We start from the raw sequence: 21,537 nt of genomic DNA on the forward strand, positions 1-21,537 counted from the left end.
GGCTTTTTTAGTTTAGGAGACCGTTTTATGTTGCAGCGCACACTGGCACTATTCTTCAGCTCTAGCCTGATACTGACAGCCTGTCAGAGCCTTCCCGTCAGGGAATCGCAGGCAGAGCAACAAAGCGATAGTCAGAAGCTCTATCTTCGGGCTGAACAATTCTTGCCGCAAAATCTCGCCCCTTTAGTCAAAAACGATAAATTGACCGCAAACTGGCTGGATGGGGGGAGTCGGTTTTGGTTTGTTCAGCAGCATGGCCATGGTCACCGCTTTGTGCTGGTTGACCCGAACAAGAACACACAGTCTGCGGCGTTTGATCATCAGAAAATTGCGGATGTGTTGCGCGCAGAGGGTCTGACAGAGATGTCAGCAGCGCGATTGCCATTTGAGCAAATTACACTGAGCGGGTCCCGGTTAGGGTTCAATATTGAACAGACTCAATGGTCCTGCACTATGCCTGCATATACCTGTGATCATCGAACGCGCGTACAGACCGAAGAATCAGAACAAGGTGCCTCACCTGATGGGCGGTGGCAAGTGGTGGTTGAAAATCACAATCTGATTTTGGCCAATAAGCATTCGGGGGAACGCACTGAACTCACTCAGGATGGCACTGAGAAGCGCCCTTATGCTGCAACGCACCCGAATCCGGCGCGCAGCTTTAAGACGGGCACAGACTATCAGCGTGAAGGCGCCTCACTGACGTGGTCCAAAGATAGCCGCTATCTAATCACCTATCAGCTGGATCGCAGTGGCACTGACTTATACACCCTGGTTCAGTCTGATCATGAAGCGAGCCTGAGACCGAAAACGGTACGTTATTACTATCCTTCAGCTGGGCAGGAGACTTTACCACAAGCCAGTCTGGTGCTGGTGGACACCGATAAGAAAAAGGCCATCAAGCTGGATGCTCCGCCTGTGATGCAGACTTACTATGGCAGCGCATTGTGGGGCTGGTGGCAGGACAATGGTCGTTATGTCTATCATGATCGTCGACGGGGTAATCAGCAGTACTTTATGCGTGAAGTGGATCCGCACACGGCTCAGGTGCGGGCTTTGGTTGAAGAGCGTGATGACAAATATATTGATCCCTGGGTACAAACGTATTGGGCATTGCCGGAGCTGGATGCTTTTATCTGGAGCTCGCAACGCAGTGGTTATCAGCATCTGTATTTGTACCAGGCCAGCAGCGGCGAATTATTGAATCCGATCACGCAAGGTGAGATGACAATACGGGTGATCCGAGGCGTGGATACTGAGCGTAAGCAGCTGTACTTTGAAGCATCCGGACGAGAGTCTGGCAGAGATCCGTATTTTCGGCATTTGTATCGGGTTAACCTGGATGGCAGCGACCTGACTCTGCTCACGCCTGAGCCTGCTGAACATGATACGCGATTATCTCCCGATTTTAACTATGTGATTGACACCTATTCAACGGCGTCACAAGCACCTGTGACCGTGCTGCGAGATAGCCGCACGGGAAAAGTAGTAAGAGAAATTCAACGGGCGGATATCAGTGCTTTGCAGGCGACAGGCTGGCGTCCGCCACAATCATTTGAGGTGTTGGCTGCGGACGGTAAAACGTCGCTTTATGGCCTGATGTACTTACCATCTAACTTTGACCCTAACAAGCGTTATCCAGTTATTGACGACATTTATACCGGACCGCACAACTTCTTTACGCCTAAATCTTTTAATACCTATTCACGCCAGGCTAATGCACTGGCTGAGCTGGGGTTTGTGGTGATCAAAATGGATGGACGGGGCACTAATAAACGCGGTCGGGCATTTCATGAATATTCGTTTAAGAACCTCGGAGGGGGCGCGGACGATCATGTCGCGGCCATTCGTCAGTTGGCACAACGGCATGCTTTTATAGACAGTGACCGGGTTGGGATTTTTGGTTTCAGTGCAGGTGGTTATGATACTGCGCATGCCTTGTTTAAATATCCGGATTTCTTCAAGGTCGGTGTCGCGGCGTCGGGGAATCATGATTTCCGGGTTGATAAAGCGGGCTGGAACGAAATCTGGATGGGTTATCCAGTGACACCGGAGTGGGATGAGCAGTCTAACCTGACCTGGGCAAAGCACCTGCAAGGGAAGCTGTTATTGGCTCACGGCGAGTTGGACACCAATGTACATCCTGCTGCGACCATGCAGCTGGTCTCTGCACTGATCAAAGCGGATAAGCAGTTTGACCTGATGATTTACCCCAATATGGGTCATGTACTCGATGAGCATCCGCATTTTGTGCGTCTGCGTTGGGATTATTTCTTACGCCACCTCAAAGGGGGCAAGCCTATCAAACACCGATGAGAGCCCGAGCGCTGTGCAACTTGGGTTTTGACTTAATAACACTTACAGCGTTACTTTAGTGGGACCAGGTTGCTGTATGGTCAGCACATTACTCAAGAGCGCAAAAATGGATATTTTGATAGCACAAGAAACTGAGCTACATCAGTATGAGATTCGGCAAGACCGAGAGGCTGTTGAGCGTCTGTTACATGCCGATTTTTCGGAAGTCGGCATGTCGGGCACCAGCTACACCTTTGATTCCATTGTTGCCATGATGGACGAGGAATCGCCTACCCAGTTGCGTGTGCATGCGCAGAATTACTGCTGTGACAAGCTGGCACCGGGTGTATACCTGTTGCGCTATCAATCCGCATTGGTTGGTCAACATGGAGAAGCCAGTGAATTTGCACAACGGTGCTCCATTTGGATATTGGCGCAGGGGCGCTGGCAGCTTAAATATCATCAGGGCACGGCCTGCGCGCCCTTTGCGTTGGTCTAATGATTATCTGCCTTCGCTGATCCAGCCTTTGACCCAGGTGCCGGCCTCTTTGAGCTGGCTGTCGATAAAGTTCTGAGTGTTACAGGTACCGCGTTGCCAGACTGCTCCGCTGCGGAAGTCGTCGGAATAGTTCCAGTTGGTCCAGCTGATCTTTTTGCGTTTCATCAGGTCGATATATTTCTGTGAGCTGATTGGATCATTCGGGCCATCGCCATCGTAGTTTTGCGTGCCCCACTCACTGACAAACACGGGCAGTACATCAGAGGCCTGATCGAGTACAGAGCGATGGTAGTCTTTGTGTGATGCCGCGTAAAAGTGGAAGGTATACATGATGTTGTCGAACGGTACCGGATCGTTCAGTACCTCCTGCACACTGCCACCAGTCGAGGCACCAAACGTAGACCAGCCATGGGTGCCGATCAGGATCAATGCGTCAGGCTGAATAGCCCGGATAACCGGGATGATTTGCTCACTGTAGTGGCGCACTTCAGGCCAGCTGACATTGTTGGGCTCATTGGCGATGTCGTAAATCACGTTGTTGCGGTTTTTGTTGGCAGTGACTATGTCAGTAAAGAACTGCTTAGCCAGGTCCAGGTTATAGTTTGGGTCGCCCGGATTTAGCTGATGCCAGTCCACCAGAACATATAATCCACGCTGACTGGCCATGTCGATCAGGGTGTTCATCTGTTGGGTAAACCCGGCCGGATCGGTTTCATAACCGCCTTCCTGCACGTACAGGCTGAGGCGAACAATATCGGCTTGCCAGTCCTTAGCCAGTACATCCAGTGATGCACCAGTTAGACATTTGTTCAGTCCATACCATTGCAGGCCATGACTGCTCATGCCACGCAGCTGGATTTGTTGTTGTTGCTCACTGCACAGCCCGGTGCCGCAGACGCTGAGTTTGCCATAACGTTCAACCGGTGTGATTTGATTGCCGGTATCGCAGCGACCAAGATATTGCCAGGCTGAGCTGCTACCCGGCTCTGAGCGGGTCCACCAGTTTGCGCGATAAAGTTTGCCCTGATGCTGCATTTTGTCATTGGTGTTGGCGTGGCTGGGATTGCCCTGCCAGTCTGTTTGTGTCCAGTCGGGGTAAGTATTGACCCCCTGACAGCTTGCTGCATGAGCCTGACTGACTGCCAGTCCGGTTGTGAGTGAAATGGCGACTAAGTGCTTAAGATTCATAATATTGCTCCTTTACATGTGTTGGTTCTGTTGACGTTCTTTTTGAGAAATAACCAGTAAAATTGCCAACAGACCCTATCCAACATAATGGAAAAAAGGGAGGAGCAGCTTAGACTTTAGTCTAGTTTTGATCGTTAAGTATTGTAATTGGATGGAATTGTGTCATCAGCTATTTCGCAGGCATGTACGGGCGGTAATTTTGGGGCTTTGTCAGTTCAATCGTTTTCTGATATTACTACATGGTTCTATGGTGGGAACTAATGCGTTTCTTATCCATCATTCTTAATAATAAAAACAGGGAATTGCCATGGCACTGGATGGCCGAATGACGTCATTTAACGTCCAGAAACTGCTCGGGTTACTCGAAGAACTAGCGATAAGTTATACCCATATTGAACTCGGTGGTCGTTTTGGACTATGAGCGACTTTAGCGAGTTAACAGCGCATGAAGCGCACTAGCGTATATTGTTGGAAGAGGCATGGCATCTATGGTTGTTATCAGACGTAGTCTTATTTTGTATCCAGGCTTAGCCTTAGTCACGATATTGCTCGGCCTGCTCAGCAGGTCCTCGCTCATTGAGTTGCCCAGGCTGCTCTCCCTGTATGCCGGTGATACCTTGTGGGCAATGATGGTTTTCTGGCTATGTTGCTGCGTGAGGCCAGCTGTACGCACCACTGTGGTTGCTTTGCTGGCTGTTGGGTTTGCCTTTTCGATTGAATTTTCTCAGCTATATCAGGCGCAGTGGCTTAACGATATCCGTCGTACACGCGTCGGCGCACTGGTGCTGGGCTTTGGCTTTAAAGTCAGTGATCTGGCGTGTTATGCGCTGGGGATCCTGATGGCAGCCGGTATGGATAAATGCATCCTTGATCGTCAAAAGTCAGGCATACGAAGTATGCATTAAGCAGGTCTATTTTTTCCTTATCAAAATGAACGTGTGGAACGTTTGTTTAACAAGCCGATTTATGGGGAAATACTGTTTATCTACTCTGCTACTGGATAACAAAAAATTACTTGTCTTTTTCGCTTGCATCTGGGATGTGTCAAAAAGGTTAAGTTGCATATGTATTGGGCACTAATTTGTTACTTTACACCATGATGAATAATCATTTCTTCACTTTTTCTGATATAGTTTTGCGCTTACGATAGAGCCATGAACGATTCACAAAGGCAAATTTTAATGAATGAAGCTCAATACGATTACTTGATTGTCGGTGCAGGCCTGTTTGGTGCTGTATTCGCTAGAGAAGCAACTGATCAGGGCAAGAAAGTCCTGGTGATAGATAAGCGCGACCATACCGGTGGTAATATCTACTGTGAACAGGTTGAAGGGATTAACGTGCACAAGTACGGTGCGCATATTTTTCATACCAGCAATCAGCAGGTGTGGGATTACGTAAATCGTTATGTGACATTCAATCATTATGTCAACTCGCCCGTTGCCAGACACGAAGACAAGCTTTATAACCTGCCTTTTAATATGAATACTTTTTATCAGTTGTGGGGCGTTACTACACCACAACAGGCAAAAGAGAAAATTGCTGAAGCGCGTGCGCCTTATGCTGATCTGACTCCACAAAATCTGGAAGAGCAGGCATTATATCTGGGTGGACGCGATCTGTACGAAAAGCTCATTAAAGGGTATACCGAAAAGCAATGGGGTCGACCGGCCACTGAGATCCCGGCATTTATCATCAAACGTCTGCCGTTCAGGTTCACTTTCGACAACAACTACTTTAATGACCGTTATCAGGGGATCCCCATCGGCGGTTACAATGCCCTGACTGATGCTTTGTTTGAAGGTGTGGAAGTCAGAACCGGCGTGAACTACTTTGAAGATGCTGAAAACCTCAACAAGCTGGCAGATAAAGTGCTGTATACAGGTAAAATTGATGAGTTCTTTGGCTGTCAGTTTGGCAAGTTAGAATATCGCAGCCTGCATTTTGAAACGCAAGTGCTGGATGAGGAAAACTATCAGGGCAATGCTGTGGTGAACTACACAGAGCGCGATGTGCCTTATACGCGTATTCTGGAGCATAAGCATTTTGAATTTGGTACACAGGAAAAAACCGTTGTTACTAAAGAATATCCGCATGAGTTCAGTAAAGACAACGAACCTTATTACCCCATTAACGACGAAACCAATAATGCGCTGTTAGCACGCTATCAGGAGTTGGCAAAAACAGCCCCTTACGCTGATAAGTTTATTTTTGGTGGTCGTCTTGCCGACTACAAATACTATGATATGGACGACACCATAGAAGCAGCACTGGCATTAACCGGCAAGGAATTGGCATAACATCATGAGTCGTAAAGTTTATATCGCAAGAAACTACCGTTCTAAGTTCGATGCGGCCGGTAAGGCAAAGATGGACTGTGAGACCATTCTACAGAACAACGGTTGGCAAAATATCGGCTTTAAACAGACCTGGATTGCAAATTCAATACTGGGTACGCTGATCAGTGCACTGGGCGTGAGTTGGGCGCTGTTGAGACTGAAGTCCGGCAGCACGGTGTGCCTGCAGTATCCGTTTAACAAATTTTATGGTTACTGCTTGTGGGGCGCAAAACTGAAAAACAGTAAAGTGCTGACCCTGGTGCACGACGTGCGTAGCCTCAAAGGTAAGTACGGCCACTCAGAAAAAGAAATTAACATGCTGAATAAATCAGACCAGCTGATCGTGCATAACGACAAAATGCGGGCCTGGTTTGAAGAGCAGAACATACAGGCTGATATTGCCAACATCGAAGCGTTTGACTATCTGCATACCGATAACCCGAATGCTCACCGTACGCCAACGGACTATGAGCAAATTCGGATCGTGTTTGCTGGTAACATGGGTCCATTTGTGTATGAGCTGGATGCGCTGGAGCGCGGTAACTTCAAGTTTGATCTGTATGGTGTTGGTTATGATGAGAAGAAAGTCAAAAACATCAACAATACGATACTGGACTACAAAGGCTGTTTTCCATCAGACAAAGTGATTGATCATATTGATGGGGACTTTGGCCTGGTTTGGTATGGCAATACACTGGATACCTGTGATGGTGTGACGGGTCAGTACCTTAAGTACAACAATCCGCATAAATTGTCTCTGTATTTGTTGTGTGATATGCCGATCATCATCTGGGACAAAGCAGCAATGGCCGATTTTGTTGAGGAGCAGGGGATAGGTTTTAAAGTCAGTTCGTTGCGTGACATTAAAACCCGCCTTGCGGAGCTGACACCAGAGCAAATCGATCAGATGAAGGAGAATGTTCAAAGAGTTAAAGCGGATGTGCAGTCGGGTCAGTATCTGACTCGTGCTTTGGACAGGCTGGTTTAACGGACGTTCCGGCTCATAACCATGGCCAGGTGGCAGGCTTACTGTGCCACCTGGCCTGATTGCTTAGCGGCGTCGTCTGCGCAGCAGCAACAATCCACTCAGCAGTGCCCAAGGGCTGAATGAGCCTGAGCTGCCATCGTCTTTATCATCGTCTCCATTATCCGGATTGGGATCCGCTTTAACGGTCACTGTTACGCTTGCATAGTCGCTGCCCCCTTGTCCATCTGCGATATCATAGCGAAAGACTTCAGTGCCGGAAAAATCATCTTGTGGTGTATACACTAACTGATTATTGCTTATGGTCACCTGGCCTGCACCACGATAATCCACGCTGCTTATCTTCAGCGTATCACCATCCACATCCCGGTCGTTGTCGAGTACAGTGAACGCATTATTTTTCGATGCAAAGTCAACGCTGTATGTATCGTTATTAGCCTCAGGTGCATCATTGACAGGTATTACTGTGACGGTGAGTGTGTAAGGCGCGCTGGTGAGTGTGCCGCTGGTAACCGTTACCGGTACACTGAGTTCGCCATGGAAGTGGGCTGTGGGGGTGAGTGTGGTACCGGTGACCTGATAGTTTTCACCATCAGCCAGAGTGATTGCGTCTATGGTCATTGTTTGCGCCAGGATCAGATCATCCGGTTTTATCTGCAAGCTGCCATCTTCGTCAAGACTAAGCGGCCTTTGCCCTGTGATCTCAGGCGTTGTGTCACCGGCGGACTCAGTATTGATACTGAAGTCACCCTGGTTGATTGCGAAGAAGATGTTGTCATGACATTTGACCTGAATGCGGGCTTGCTCGGTGCGAATATTGCCGAGCTTTACCTCATACTGACCAGAGTTAGGTACTTGCTTAGCCAGCTCGGTGGCAAATGTCTGGCCGCCATCTGCGGAAAGTAAAATATCCACGTTTTTGCAGGCAACCGGGGCATTTTCTGTGTCGGCAGTGTGCCATTTCACCAACTGTGTGTTGCCTCGCCATTGGCTTGACCCGTCTGGTAAGGTCACGGCAAAGCCTTTTTCATTGCCAACTACGGCGATTTTGACGGCATCATCACTTACGCCGCCATGGCCATCTCTGACAACCAGCCGAAAGTTAAGCGCTCTGGTCGTGGTGGCATAGGCTTCGCCAAAACTTGGTTGACCTGACAATATATCTGCCATTTTTGGCAATGTGCGTTGTGGCGTGCTGTTTGGGTTAAAGGTCCTGAACAGCGGCCTATTACCATCATCAATGCTGTCCTGGGCTTTGTCAGCAGAAGCCTCACCTAGGTCAAATTGTTGCCAACTGTAGCTGAGAGTGTCCTGCTCTTTGTCTGTTGCTGTGCCGCTTAAAGTAAAGGGAGTACGTGCTGGAATAGTGCGATCTGCGCCGGCGTTCACTTGTGGTTTGGCATTGTCGCGCTCACTATGAACCCCACAGCTTTTACCCGATGATAGCCGGGCATAGCGATTCATTTGGTCCAGAGAATGGATATGGAAATAAGGGTCGGAATTGGCTTGCAGATCCTGCTCATCGCAAATGCCAGTGTAACCCATGATGGTTGACCCACTGGCCGGTTCATAGGCACTGCCTGGAGCGCGGTTGCCACCACAAGCACCCGCCTCGCCATTAAAGGTGTGATCGGCGCCCAGTTGGTGGCCTATTTCGTGCGCAACATAGTCGATATGAAAGGCGTCATTGGTGGGCTCCTCGCTGCCGGTGATCCCTTCCGCTTTGAGTTCGGTGCAAACAACTTCGAATCCGGCAAGACCGCCACCCCCTGTACCAACCAGGTGACCAATGTCATAGCTATCGGAACCAATCAGGGTATTGATTTGCTCACTTATTTTATCTATGTCTTCGTCTGTATTGTTGAAAGGATCTGTATTCGGGTCGATAAAAAGCAATTTGTCATTGTCGCCAACCAGTTCAAATTTAATCGCCAGATCGCGCTCGTAAACGTCGTTGATCCGATTGACCATTGTGACGATGGCCGCCAGTGTTGTTTCTTTGCTACCGCCATGAAAACGGGCGTATTCACCTGTGGTAGCGATAGCAATGCGATAGGTGATCTGAGAGTTTGGCAGCGTGTCGGCATCATTGTTCTGTGCGAGCTGTGCCAGACGGTCATGCATCTGAGTATGTCTATGTTGTTTACGTGGAGCGTGTTGTTTCAGTGTCTTTTTGCCTGTGGGCTGACTGCTGCCAGTGTAGCTGCGGTAGTGGTGCTGTCCTGCACGTGGTTGAGGGTCCAGGTAGACACGTTGCCCCTGATAGTTGAAGACACCAAAGAAGCCGTTTGGCCCCAGATCAAATCGTCCGTAGTGCATCGGGTTGTCCTTTTGATGACCGCTGAATGTTTTGATCTGTGGGAACCTGCTTGCCAGTTCTGGCGCCATGATTTGGTTTGGCTTGAGCACAAATTCAACCAGCTTGCCATCTGGCAGAGGGAGCATCAGAGAGGTTGTTTGTGTGCCACTCAATGAACTGAGCTGCGCGTGCAGCGCACTTTGATCCAACAGGTATTGGCTTTGATGATTGTGTGGTTTGGCATGGTGTTGGTCAACGCTTTGCCAAAGCGGAGAATCCGCGATTGCATAGGTACAGGCGACGTGTGACAGGGCCAGTGCAATTAGGTGTTTTTTCATAATCGTATCCCATTGATGAATTCCAATAGGACTGTAGCGTTTTGTTGCTGGTGGCTGGGTATCTGATTGTCTGCCTTTTGTATCCGGGCTGATACATAGTGCTTGGTACGTAAACGAAAAAGGCCGCACGTCTGCGGCCTGAAGTCTGAATCAGAATCCCGCTTTCCTTGCTGGATTACTGAGTGAAAGCGTAACGCTGTTTGGCCTTTATGCCTTAGTACACAGTGACATAATTGACGTTGACTGTTCCTTCGTGAAAGAGCTGGTTGAACTGATGATATTCTACGTCGATTTTAACCATGGCATAGTCGGTTTCCAGTGAGTAATCACCGCCTACTGAACGTGAGAAGGTGCATTCAGCTTGTGCGTACAGATACACAGAGGACGCAGGCTGTACAAAGTAGTTCAGTACATGCTGGTTGCATGACTGAAGTTCGTATCCTGCATCCAGAAGCTGACCTTTGATCTCCTGATACTGACGGCCATATTCAATAACTTCATCAACGCTGCTGTATCCAGCCCGGGTCGGTGCCTGTTCAGTTTGGACAACAGAGGAGGTGGCATTTGCAAATGCAGTTGTGCTGGCCAGAGAGAGTAAAGAAACAAGTAACGCATTTTTCATAAATAAACTTCCTTTTTGCTATAAAGCGCTGAGATCAGACGTAATAAATTTAGGGTAACCTTTTGCCTTAGATCACAGCAGATGACAATGACGCGGTGCTTATCACCGCGCCTTTGAACTCATGGTGGTACATTATCATGAAACTTATGTTTCGATAAATAGACGGAATAAAGAAAGTTTTATTTATATATTTTTATTTTTGTGCAAATTCCATTCAAATTAACCTCGATTATTGATTTTTCCTGAAAGTAAGTGTGTGCTCACTATTGTTTTGTTTTACATGTATGAATATTTTCATATTGCTAGTTCTTTTTTCTTATTCAGATAACTTAAATATCCGATGTTTGGATAACAATTTGTTTATATTCCTTTGCCTAAGCGTGTTGCTTAACTAAGCTTAAGATCTGTTTTGAGCGAAAGCGTAAATGATGAATAAAGATGTCAATCAAAATAATCAGGTACTGAATCCGGCTGGTTGTGATGCCTAGAGTCAACCACTGTGTTGTGCTGATTTTATGTATTGTACTGAGCGCAGGTGCACAGGCTGCGCGGTATTCTGTTCTGGTGTACCACGGCGCGAATCCTCCTTATAACTATCTGGATGGCAGAGAGCAGGCCGGTATATTTAAGGACATGTTTACCCGCCTTGGTGAACTGACTGGGCACGAGTTTGAGTTTGTGCCACTGTCTGTTGCGCGCGGGCATAAATCGTTTGAGTCGGGTGAAATTGATATTGAGCCGGGGGTAAACCCCAGTTGGCGAAAAAGCTCCCGAGTACCGGGTATTTATAGTATTGACTATGCGTTTTCTCGAGAGGTGGTGCTGGGTCGTGCAGAAGCACGCGCTTATAAGCAACCCGAGTCTTTTTACGGCAAAGTGATGGGACGCGTACGCGGTTATCGGTATGGGCCGTTTGAGCGTCATTTTGGGGCTGGGAAAATCGCGGTATATGACAATATTTCTGAGCGAGAGCTATTGGTGCAGCTGGCTCATACCCGGCTGGATTATATCATGATTGGCGATGTAACAGCGGCCTACTATATTGCATCAATCCCGGCTTACCGAGGCTTTAAGGAAGTCTACGAGATAAGCAAGTTGCCGGTTGCTATGCGCATTCAGCCAAAACATGCTGAGCTAAAGCAAGAACTTGATCAGGCACTGAAGTTCATGATGGAGCAAGGCGAAATCAGCCAAATTTACCGTAAATACGGCATCAACATGCTGCCTTTCTGACTCATATTTATCGGCCTCTATCTTTGGGTACATATGTAAATGACACTCCTGGGACTGTTTCGTCTTGCTCATGGTGAATTTATGTCAAAATTAAGTCAATCAGTCCGTGTTTTTCTAGTTTAAGTCTTTGTTATTTAAAACGTTCCAAACTTACTGAAGTGCTTTTTCCTAAATAATTATGAAATAAATTTCGCGTTTAACTGTAAAACATCTGTTACATTTAAGTGTTTAAAATACAAACTAATGATGAGGAAGTGACTAAATTTTTAACTGGTCCATCCAGTTGTTTTTTTCATCATGGGCATTGATCTTTGTGTGTATCTCAGATTATTTCTAGATTGCTTTTTGAGCAATAACCATACAAGGATACAACATGAAAATTACACTTTTGGCTGCTGCTGTATTGTCACTTTCAGCAACCGCCGTCTCTGCGAATACACAACAATCGGGCCTGCCTGATATCACTCCTAGTGTCGTGGGTGGCATTGAAACTCCTTCTTATTCAAGATCATATCAAGTTGCATTATTGATGAATGGCCGTCAGGGCTGTGGTGGTACACTGTTGAGTGAAAATTGGGTACTGACCGCGGCACACTGTCTGGACAATGCTTCAACGGCTAGTCTGACTGTCCGTGTTGGTGCGCATTCAATCAGTCGCGGTGATGGCGATACTTTGCGTGTATCTCAGATTATCATGCATGAGAACTGGCGTGGTGCGAACGGCATTCGCTCCGGTTATGATATTGCGGTATTGCGCCTGGCAACGCCAGCCGCAAGCAAATACACCCCGGCTAAGTTACCAACACAGTCCATTGCGGATCAGTATGCCGGCGTTGGCGCTTACCCGACGGTATCAGGTTGGGGATTAACCTCTAATCGTGGTCGTCCGAGCGATGTGCTGCGCGAAGCTCAGCTACCTGTGATTTCTAACGCAAGTTGTAGCAGCCAGCTGAACTTTAACATCCCTGGCTCCGTCATTTGTGGTGGCGGCGAAGGCGGTCGTTCAGCCTGTAATGGTGACAGCGGTGGCCCTTATGCGGTCCGTGTTGGCAACGATTTCTACAGCATAGGTACTGTGAGCTGGGGTATTGCCTGCTCTGGTGCGACGGCATTTACTCGTACAACCAGCTACCTGGACTGGATTGAGCGTAAAACGGGTTTGAGCCCGGATAATCCGACGGATGAAAAACCAGTTGCTGATTTCAGTGCGTCGGTTTCTGGCATGACAGTGAGCTTTGCGAATCGCGCGACGGATGACAATGGCATCACAGCTTATGACTGGAACTTTGGTGATGGCAATCGCTCAAGCGCAGCAAACCCACGTCATACCTATGCCGCTGATGGTAGTTACAATGTGACGCTTACTGTGACAGATACTGCGCAGCAAACAGCTACTGTGTCTCAGGTCGTGTCTGTTGGCGAGCCGCCTGTTTGTGACGTATCCCCTTGGGATCGCGCTACTTCTTATGCTTTAGGTGAGAAAGTGTCTTATCAGGGCAATATCTATGAGGCTATCTGGTGGTCTTCTGGTGCCCAACCAGACCTATACCCGAATGTCTGGAAGAAATTGGATAGTTGCGGTGGTAATGGCGATCCGGCACCGGTTGCAGGCTTTACTGTGGCTAAGTCAGGCCTGAGTGTTACTTTGACTAATACCAGTACAGATAACGGACAAATCGTGTCAAATCAGTGGCAGTTTGGCGATGGTCAGAGCGCAACGCAATCTTCGGTAACGCACACCTATGCGGTAGCGGGCACCTACACAATCCGCCTGACTGTGACAGATGATCAGGGTCAAAGCAGCACCCTTTCAAAAGAGGTGACGGTTGGCGGTGACAACAACTGTCAGGGTATTCCTAGCTGGAGTCCTAGCACAGTGTACAACACAGGTGATCTGGTTGCTAAAGGTGGTCAGGTATATGAAGCCCAGTGGTGGGTGCAGGGTGAAGATCCAGCCCAGTCAGGTCCCTGGGGTCCATGGAAATCTGTAGGCACCTGTAACTAGTCGCTTTTTTGCTCAGTCCCGGGTAATCTATTAGAAATTAAACGGTAAACAGAAGATCATGGGACTGAGTCATCAGGCGCATAGCGAACTACGCAGGCTGGGCGAGCGTGTAAAAAAAGTGCTCACGGCGATAATGCGGGCGATGCCCGCACAAGCACAAACCATCGGCGGATTTGCTCGTCATATTGGGTGTCATCGCTCAACCAGCCAGCGTTTATTTAATGCATACAAGGCCAAGTCTGGCGAACAGGTGCTCTACCATTTACCCGGGCAACAGGCGCTGAGCCTGCTGGGTGAGCAGCTATCAGGGCACATTCCCTGTGATTTGATAGTGCAGTGGCGTCAGGTGAGTGAGCGCTTTTCTGCCACCATTCCTCAGTATGCAAGAAGTCATGCAGAACTAAAACGACTACTGGATAACCGGCAAGAGGACAAAGTGAAAGCACGGGATGTCAATCTCTCTGGCCAGGATAAGCGGGCTCAGCTGTATTATGCGGCCAAGTCGCTGCTTGGCATGAGTATGGAGGAGATTTTCTGTGCCTATGTACTAACCCGAGGCAAGGGCCGCGAGGGGTTTTTGCAGGAAGTAGCCATGATCAGCAAATCGCAGATCAAGCGTGAGACCGGTGCCGCACCTTTCGTGCAGTTTTACACGCATCCTCATAATGATGATTTCATCGCCCCTTTGAACATAGACGCCAATTGTCGTGTTGAATCAAAGCGCTTTAGTATCGGCATTGCGCAAGAGCTATCAACACCTGGGTTGCATCAGGCATTTGCCAGCTATTCACCCGGTAACAGCGGCTTGGTATTTGACCCTGTTGCGGGCCATGACCGCTTTGATGCAACCTTTATTTTTAATAACCCTGATGAGCTGGTTGACCCGTTAAGTCATGACAGTCAATGTAGCTCCACCAGTATTTCGATTAAAAATCCGGCCAAAAAGTTGCGCTTACTTGTGTTGATAGAAAAGCAGCTGGATCGCCACAGTTGCGTGAATGTCGGTTGTTATCATGGCAACCAAAAAGTGGAAGAAGGGAAGCTCAGTGTGGAAGATATGTGGACCGAACGTCTGCCAGAATTTCCAGAACTACGCTTGATTGACTTAAATGCCGGTGCGCACGCATTACACTGGGATACTGTACAACAGCAAAAGCTCGACTATCTATTTCGCTACGCCAGCTTGGATCCTGGCAACTACCGATGTTATCTGATGGAAGTGGATTATCCAATCTGGTCCAGCACTTATCGTATTTACTTCGAACATCAGTGAGTGACTTTGAACAATTGCTGGGTGCATTCTATAGTTTCAGGAGATAGGCAAAAGCGGAACGGGTGATGTTACGAGCGATGATTGGCCTGTGGATGATGCTGTTCCCGGCGGCATTATGGGCTGCTACACCCAGTGAGGTGATTGATAAACTTCAAGAAGCCGAAGACTACTTGACGGTAGACCCGGCAACTACCTTAGTGCTACTGGAGCAGGTTGAAAATGCTCAGCAACTTCCTACCTCTTTGTTTTTACGTTGGCACTTTATTCGCATGCGTGCCGCCGTGCCGACCCATCAATTGGCACAGATGGAATATTCCCTGGAGGCTGTTTTTTCCCACCATAGTCACCCCTATTTTATCGAAAAACTACCCACCGCATTGAGTGCATTGGGGATTTGGTTGCGTCGCCATAATTACCTTAATGATGCGAGACAAAGCCTGGAATGCGCCTATAAATATGCCCAGTCAGAACAGCAGAAGCTGGTACTTACTAATAGTTTGGCATTGGTTTCTCGTCAGCTTGGCGATTATGCCAAAGCAAGACGGTTGTATGGCAGAGCCATGAATATTGCAGATAAGGCCGGCATTACATCAAAAAATGGCATTATCAATAATAACCTAGGGATCATAGCGTTAGAGCTGGGTGAGGTTACTGAAGCAGAGGTGCAGTTTCGAAAAGCGCTTGCCAGTTATCAGGAAATAGATAAACGATCCGGGCAGATCTCCGCGGGTGTAAATTTGTTATTTGCTTTTATTATCCAGGAGCAATTGTTGAATTATCAGCGTTTATACGGACCTACCTCCAGGCTGACCGCATCCTTCCCCAACGAAACTAAGCAGGCCATGTTACTGTGGGTTAATGCCCGGTTTATGCAACTAGAAGGTCACCCGGTTAGTCAGCAGAGTAAAAACAGTCTTAAATTGGCATATACCCAGCTTCAGGATGATAATATACGCCGTCTGGTATTTCTGCACCTGGCAAAGCCACTGGGTGTTGATGTTAATCTGCCCAAGCCGGTGGTCGTCAGACAGTTCGAGCGTAGCTGGTATGACGTGGTTAAAGCTTGTGACTGGTAAGCATGCCACTGGCATTACCCCGCAAATTTATACCCTACACCATAGACAGATGTGATGGGGGTCTGGTCGGGTGCAATGGTGCTGAGTTTTTTTCGAATATTTTTGACATGGGTATCTATGTTGCGGTCGACAATATCGTCACTATTGGGGTAAAGCTGTTCAATAAGCTGGGCACGAGAAAAGACCTGTTGTGGATGACTAAGCAGCAAAGTCAATAACTTAAACTCGCTGGGAGTCAACTCCAGCGGCTGATCCCGATAACTGGCAGTGAACTGAGCTGGGCTGATAATGAAGTCTCCCACTTTGAGCTCGTCTTGTTGTTTAGGTGAAAAGCGACGCAGTACCGCCTTAACTCTTGCCATAACCTCCCGGGGGCTGAAAGGTTTGCAGATATAGTCATCTGCCCCCAACTCCAGGCCGAGCAATCGATCAATTTCATCTTTTTTGGCGGTGATCATGATCATAGGTATGTCGCTGAATTGACGGACCTGACGACAAATACTCAGCCCGTCTTCACCCGGTAACATCAGATCCAGCAGCACAAGATCGACCTGATTGTGTTGCAGGAATGCGACCACACCGTCACCACGTTCCAGGTGCGTGACGTTATATCCTGCGGCTCTGGCATAGGCGATAAGTACCTCGGCAATATTGGCTTCGTCTTCTACAATCAGCAAATGCAACTTGTTCATTATGGGTTCTCTTGTGGTTGACAGGGCAAGCTGAGGGTGGCACAGAGCCCGCCCAGCGATGAATCACTCAGTGCAATGTTACCCTGGTGCGCTTCTATTATGGTTTTGCATAAAGCTAGTCCGAGTCCGCTACCACCATACAGGCGGCTTCGTGATGGTTCGACCCGATAGAAGCGCTCAAATAACCTGACTTTTTGCTCGTCAGAAACACCCGGAGCTGAATCTTCGATACGGATGATCACCCGGCTGGCCTCATGGGCTATGACTATCCTTATCTGCCCGCCGCTATCCGTGTAGCGGCGGGCATTTTCTATCAGGTTAGAGAATAGCTGGCACAGGCGCTCTTTATCTGCAATGACTTCTCGAGGTGAGAGCGTCATGGCGTGTGTCAGTGCGGTCATATCCAAAGTGATAGCGCGTTCTGCAATTTTACTCTCAAGCCCCTGAATAGTTTGCATAAGAAGCGGCAGAGGATCAATCGCGGCCATGGTGTAGCGATAACCGCCAACATCTGCACTGGTCAGCTGATAGAGATCGTCAACCAGTCGACTGAGGTTATCGACCTCGCTTAGTAACAGTGCTGTTTTATCGGCATCCATGGTAAAGACGCCATCTTCGATGGCTGTCAGTTGAGTTTTTAGTACGGTCAGTGGTGTGCGTAACTCATGGGAAGTATCGGACATCCATTGACGTCGACTTTTCTCATTATCTTCGAGGATCTGTGCCAGCTTATCAATGCGCCTTGCCAGTATCGCCAGTTCATCACTACCCGTTTGATTCGCCCTGCTGCTGAAGTCTCCCTGCATCAGTTTATCTGTGCACTTCATCAGTCGTTGAATGGGTTTGCTGAGTTGTTTTGAGACAAACCACGCCATCAGGAGTGCCAGTAGCAGTGCCGATAAGGCAATCCACAGATAATTGCTGAGTTGCTGGAAAATAAACTCGTCGTTGCTTATCTGTTTACTGGCCGTTGTCTCACTGACGTGGGCAGGGTCCCAGCCAAGCCAGCCAATGAGCTGGCCATCGAGCTTCAGAGCTTGCTGGTAGCGATTGCTCTGTAATGTGGGCTTACCTTCAATGCGTTGTTTGTTGTGGTCATACAAGCTGATCCGTCGGCCCGTGTCGAAGTAGCGGCGGTCACTATGTTGGGCTGGATTAAATATCTTATCACGGCGACCATCACGGTTTTGTCGTACCTGTTCCGGTTGCATCAGCTGCTGCCACAAACGACGATTGTGGCGTAAATTTTGCCAGCTGCCTTCACGCTGATAAAAAGCCAGCAAGCGGGTACGGGTTTGCTCAACATGACTTTGTTCACTGCGCTCAACCAGGGTCGCAAAGTCGCTGGTCAGGCTGCCTGCCGTTAATCCCAGCTGGATTGCAATGATTGCCAGGTTGGTGAGCACGATGGCCAGAAACAGTTTGGCAAAAAGGTTCAAATGTGGCTCCTGTAATCCTATGTGCGTCGTCAATTAAAGGTAATGAGTGCCGTTTTTCCGGCTGCCAGCATGCGATATTGTGGTCTTGTTACGTTGAGATGAACCGTACCCAGTGAGGGGGGGAGTGTCAGGCTTACCTGTTCAATTTCCAGACCTTTGCTGCGGTGCAGACCTTCCAGAACCAACTCTGTCTGCCCTGTATGGTGAGCCAGAGTGTGCAGGCTTTTCAGCTGCAAGGCAACTATGGTGTTGTTGAGGTGCAACACTGTGTTGTTTTCAATCAGGCTTTTAATAAAGGCCTGTTGCTGTGGAGGGGTCAGGTTGGTTGCCATCACCGCATTGGTGTCACCCAGCATCCAGGCTGCCGGGTCCTGAAGGGCCTGAAACCAGTGCTGCATATCAATGTGTAAACGCAGCTCTGCCTGACCATCTCTCAGGGTGAGCCTGGCTTTATTGCTGTCTATATTGTGTGCAATAGCAGCGTCGATCTGACTCAGCACACCCATTAATAGCAGGCAGAATAGGTATTTCATATGGGGTTACCTCTTTTTATCGGCACAAGGTGCCAGTTTCAACGATCCCGCCATTGCTGACCGTTTTTTGTTCAAACAGATAACAGTTTTCCTGTCCACTAATTGGGGTGTAGTTGACATAGTACTGTGTGCCTTGATGCGTATAGGTCATGCTTCGAGTACCATCCGCCAGAATGGTATGTTGCAGGTTACTGACACCGCCTTGTGGTGGCGTCAGATTTGCGCGCATCTGGGGGTTATCGCTACTTAAAGGTGCAACACGCGGAAGGATCTGGGTATTCACTTCACCCATTAAACACTGAAATACATAGGGAGCCTGATCTGACGTATGATATCGGTAACCATATTCACTATCTGTCTGGCCATGACATAAATCCAGCGTACCTTCGGCAATTTCACTGCCGTCCGGATTGTTATGCCCAAACAAAGGGTAGCCATCATAGCCCCAGCCCAGAATGGCATCATCGCCCTGGTTTTGCATAGCGGCAATCATACAGGTCGGCGCCGCATGGTAGTGGTAGTCATCCCCACGCCCGGCGTGGCCACCACAGTTGTCGAGCTGCCCAAGTGCCTTGGTATCTACTTTAGGGTCGTACTGATACAGGTCTAGCTCGCCTTGAGCTGAATAATCATAAATAGGCACTCCGTTTACCGCGACTCCGAGTGCCGCATCGATAGTGGTGGGAGTGCCACTTAATTGCCGGTCAAGCGGAATGGGTGCTGCATACCCGGGCGCTGGCACAGGGATCTGTTCATTGCTGCCAGTGATGCCATTCATCAGATCATGATCCGGGTAAGTATCGGATGTGATATAGGCATACTCATTGTCACAGGTGACAGCAACATCGTTGAATCCTGCGTTGCTGACAGACTGTTGTACCTGCTCACAGGCGCTGAGTGCGACATCAGGAAAGCGGTTTACGCTTACCGTTAAAGTAGCCGTATCCAGAGTCAGAGAATCGATGGCGTTTAGAAAAGTGTCCCTGTCTACCGTTATATTCTGAGCCAGAGATGGGCTGTCAGACAGCGCGTACAGAGTAAAAGTGAAGAAGTGCTGGCCCGGAGCTTGCGGACAGGGCGGAGCGTAAGCTTGCTCGTTATTCACACTGTTATTGCCAAGGGTACCGATTGAGGCACCGGCTGCCATCGTTTGTATATCGCCATTGATATTGTAAACCAACCAATGTTGCTCGTTTGCTGCAGTGGCCATGCTGATAGCGTACTCTTGCGTATTGGCTGGTGCGCCTGTCCAGTTCAGTGGTGGTGACAGGTTATCACCATCACAGGTGTAGCTGGTCGGCAAGGCCTCTTGGTTGTTGAACGCCGGGCTGGTCAGACTGAATGTGGAGGGCTGTGTTGTGTCATCAGCTGAGTCGTCACTTGTGTCGCCTTGGCTGTCATTTGTGTCGTTTTGGCTGTCATTTGTGTCGTTTTGCGCATTATTACTGGTATCCGATGATGTATCGGTTTGCGTTGTGGCAGCTGAGGTACCTGAGTCCGATGAACCTGAACCACAGGCTGCCAGCAGGCTACATAATATGATTAAGAATAGTTGTTTCATGCAAACCTCAAAGTGGCTGTTGTTCTATTACTTAGTCTAGATGGCAAATGTGGGGATAAAATAGTGTAATTAGAATTTTTTTAGTGTTTATAAATTAATTGGTTACGTTCATAGCAACATGCTTAGTGCGTAAATGTGTGGAAACTGTGTGGTTTGTTTACCAGGATAAAAATAATCCTGGATACAAAGTATGTATGATTCAAAATACCGGTTGCGATTTGACAATTTGTTCAAAATGCTCCGATAACAGGTCGATAAAATGCCGCACTTTGGGTGAAAGGTGACGGCGGCTTGGATAAACCACATAGACGTTTACATTTGGCTGTGGGTACTCAGGAAACAGGGTAACAAGTTGCTGTTGCGCGATGGAATTGTCGACATAAAATGCAGGCAGGCGCGCGATGCCTATCCCGTCACGAGCCATGGCAGTTTGCATATGACCGTTGTTGCATAAGATCCGCTGTCGCACATCTACATGAAAGGGGTTGCCTTGTTTGTCTTTGAACTCCCAGCGATCCGGAGTTTTATGATTGCTGTAACAAATGCTGTGATGCTTTTCTAACTCTTTGGGGTGATGCGGTTGCCCAAACCGACTGAGATAACCCGGACTGGCAACAACGTAGGTTTTGCATTGATAAACACGTTTGCAGATTAGGCTGGATTCTTCCAGCTGTGGTGTCGCTCGCACAGCCAGATCATAGCCATCACTAATCACATCAACCGCTTTGTCTTCAAGGTCCCATTCTAGCGAAACATTCGGATAGCGGTTTAGGTATTCTGCCAACACTGGTTGCAGGTAGTCGGCACTGAACGCCACCGGGCAGGTAATTTTAAGCGTGCCTCTGGGGATGTCATCAGTCACATTTAGCTGTTGTGCTGCGGCCTGAGCATCCTGGATCAGCTGAGTGCAATTTTGGTAGTAAGACTCGCCCTCCGGCGTTAGTGCCAATGTGCGGGTGGTGCGGTTCAGCAGTCTCACACCCAGCCTTTCTTCAAGCCTTGCAACCATTTTGCTGACATGCGAGGGAGAATGACCCAGCTTTTGTGCTGCGGCAATAAAACTCTTACTCGCGACGACTTCGGTGAAGATTTCTATGCCTTCAAAAAGATTGTTATTCATATGGAAATAGTAACTTTACTTTTACCCTATTAATCATTAT

The 21,537-nt window shown here is 48.4% G+C and carries 17 protein-coding genes; 9 read left to right on the forward strand and 8 right to left on the reverse strand.

Translation table 11 applies throughout. The features are described from left to right. Nucleotides 1–27 precede the first annotated feature (27 nt). Both IY568_RS21420 and IY568_RS21425 read left to right on the forward strand, forming a co-directional pair. On the forward strand, nt 28–2,316 hold the full coding sequence (locus IY568_RS21420; RefSeq protein ID WP_194868624.1) for a S9 family peptidase: 2,289 nt from the start codon (nt 28–30) through the stop codon (nt 2,314–2,316). A 106-nt stretch (nt 2,317–2,422) separates the two neighbouring features. Then, nucleotides 2,423–2,794 carry a DUF4440 domain-containing protein gene (locus tag IY568_RS21425; protein ID WP_125562502.1) on the forward strand — a complete coding sequence of 124 codons (372 nt, stop codon included), beginning with the start codon at nt 2,423–2,425 and terminating at the stop codon, nt 2,792–2,794. Nucleotides 2,795–2,797: 3 nt separating this feature from the next. Here IY568_RS21425 and IY568_RS21430 read toward each other — a convergent pair whose 3' ends face one another. After that, on the reverse strand, nt 2,798–3,982 hold the full coding sequence (locus IY568_RS21430) for a cellulase family glycosylhydrolase (RefSeq protein ID WP_194868625.1): 1,185 nt from the start codon (nt 3,980–3,982) through the stop codon (nt 2,798–2,800). Between the two features lie 479 nt (nt 3,983–4,461). On the opposite strand from IY568_RS21430, the gene IY568_RS21435 reads away from it, so the two are divergent. From IY568_RS21435 to IY568_RS21445, 3 genes are all read left to right on the forward strand, one after another. Next, on the forward strand, nt 4,462–4,887 hold the full coding sequence (locus IY568_RS21435) for a DUF2809 domain-containing protein (RefSeq protein ID WP_194868626.1): 426 nt from the start codon (nt 4,462–4,464) through the stop codon (nt 4,885–4,887). 276 nt (nt 4,888–5,163) lie between these two features. After that, nucleotides 5,164–6,282, forward strand: coding sequence for a UDP-galactopyranose mutase (glf, locus tag IY568_RS21440; protein WP_138538457.1), 1,119 nt, complete (start codon nt 5,164–5,166; stop codon nt 6,280–6,282). Between the two features lie 4 nt (nt 6,283–6,286). Then, nucleotides 6,287–7,309 (forward strand): beta-1,6-galactofuranosyltransferase, encoded by a 1,023-nt coding sequence (locus IY568_RS21445; RefSeq protein WP_194868627.1) that lies wholly within the window; start codon nt 6,287–6,289, stop codon nt 7,307–7,309. 63 nt (nt 7,310–7,372) lie between these two features. On the opposite strand, the gene IY568_RS21450 is transcribed toward IY568_RS21445, so the two are convergent. Beyond that, a complete protein-coding gene (locus IY568_RS21450) occupies nt 7,373–9,943 on the reverse strand; it encodes a reprolysin-like metallopeptidase (RefSeq protein WP_194868628.1) in 2,571 nt (856 codons plus the stop codon). 214 nt (nt 9,944–10,157) lie between these two features. After that, the gene (locus IY568_RS21455) at nt 10,158–10,565 is read right to left on the reverse strand and encodes a hypothetical protein (RefSeq protein WP_194868629.1); all 408 of its coding nucleotides are present in this window, start codon (nt 10,563–10,565) and stop codon (nt 10,158–10,160) included. A 480-nt stretch (nt 10,566–11,045) separates the two neighbouring features. Between IY568_RS21455 and IY568_RS21460 the strand changes: the two genes are divergently transcribed. The 4 genes from IY568_RS21460 (at nt 11,046) to IY568_RS21475 (ending at nt 16,152) form a co-directional block, all read left to right on the forward strand. Continuing rightward, complete coding sequence (locus tag IY568_RS21460) at nt 11,046–11,798, forward strand: substrate-binding periplasmic protein (RefSeq protein WP_194868630.1); 753 nt, start codon at nt 11,046–11,048, stop codon at nt 11,796–11,798. Between the two features lie 373 nt (nt 11,799–12,171). Continuing rightward, complete coding sequence (locus IY568_RS21465) at nt 12,172–13,803, forward strand: trypsin-like serine protease (protein WP_194868631.1); 1,632 nt, start codon at nt 12,172–12,174, stop codon at nt 13,801–13,803. Between the two features lie 58 nt (nt 13,804–13,861). Continuing rightward, the gene (locus tag IY568_RS21470; protein WP_194868632.1) at nt 13,862–15,076 is read left to right on the forward strand and encodes a hypothetical protein; all 1,215 of its coding nucleotides are present in this window, start codon (nt 13,862–13,864) and stop codon (nt 15,074–15,076) included. Between the two features lie 65 nt (nt 15,077–15,141). Further along, on the forward strand, nt 15,142–16,152 hold the full coding sequence (locus IY568_RS21475) for a tetratricopeptide repeat protein (protein ID WP_194868633.1): 1,011 nt from the start codon (nt 15,142–15,144) through the stop codon (nt 16,150–16,152). Nucleotides 16,153–16,166: 14 nt separating this feature from the next. Here the strand turns inward: IY568_RS21475 and IY568_RS21480 are convergent, their stop codons facing one another. The 5 genes from IY568_RS21480 to IY568_RS21500 form a co-directional block, all read right to left on the reverse strand. Continuing rightward, nucleotides 16,167–16,844 carry a response regulator gene (locus IY568_RS21480; RefSeq protein WP_194868634.1) on the reverse strand — a complete coding sequence of 226 codons (678 nt, stop codon included), beginning with the start codon at nt 16,842–16,844 and terminating at the stop codon, nt 16,167–16,169. Beyond that, the gene (locus tag IY568_RS21485) at nt 16,844–18,283 is read right to left on the reverse strand and encodes an ATP-binding protein (protein ID WP_194868635.1); all 1,440 of its coding nucleotides are present in this window, start codon (nt 18,281–18,283) and stop codon (nt 16,844–16,846) included. The genes IY568_RS21480 and IY568_RS21485 overlap by 1 nt, the downstream gene beginning before the upstream one ends. Nucleotides 18,284–18,312: 29 nt before the next feature. Next, the gene (locus IY568_RS21490; protein WP_194868636.1) at nt 18,313–18,816 is read right to left on the reverse strand and encodes a hypothetical protein; all 504 of its coding nucleotides are present in this window, start codon (nt 18,814–18,816) and stop codon (nt 18,313–18,315) included. A gap of 16 nt (nt 18,817–18,832) precedes the next feature. Further along, nucleotides 18,833–20,377 carry a YHYH protein gene (locus IY568_RS21495; protein ID WP_194868637.1) on the reverse strand — a complete coding sequence of 515 codons (1,545 nt, stop codon included), beginning with the start codon at nt 20,375–20,377 and terminating at the stop codon, nt 18,833–18,835. Between the two features lie 199 nt (nt 20,378–20,576). Continuing rightward, the gene (locus IY568_RS21500; RefSeq protein WP_194868638.1) at nt 20,577–21,497 is read right to left on the reverse strand and encodes a LysR family transcriptional regulator; all 921 of its coding nucleotides are present in this window, start codon (nt 21,495–21,497) and stop codon (nt 20,577–20,579) included. Nucleotides 21,498–21,537 lie beyond the last annotated feature (40 nt).

Source organism: Pseudoalteromonas sp. PPB1 (genome assembly GCF_015356275.1).
In the GTDB taxonomy this organism is placed as follows: domain Bacteria; phylum Pseudomonadota; class Gammaproteobacteria; order Enterobacterales; family Alteromonadaceae; genus Pseudoalteromonas; species Pseudoalteromonas rubra_D.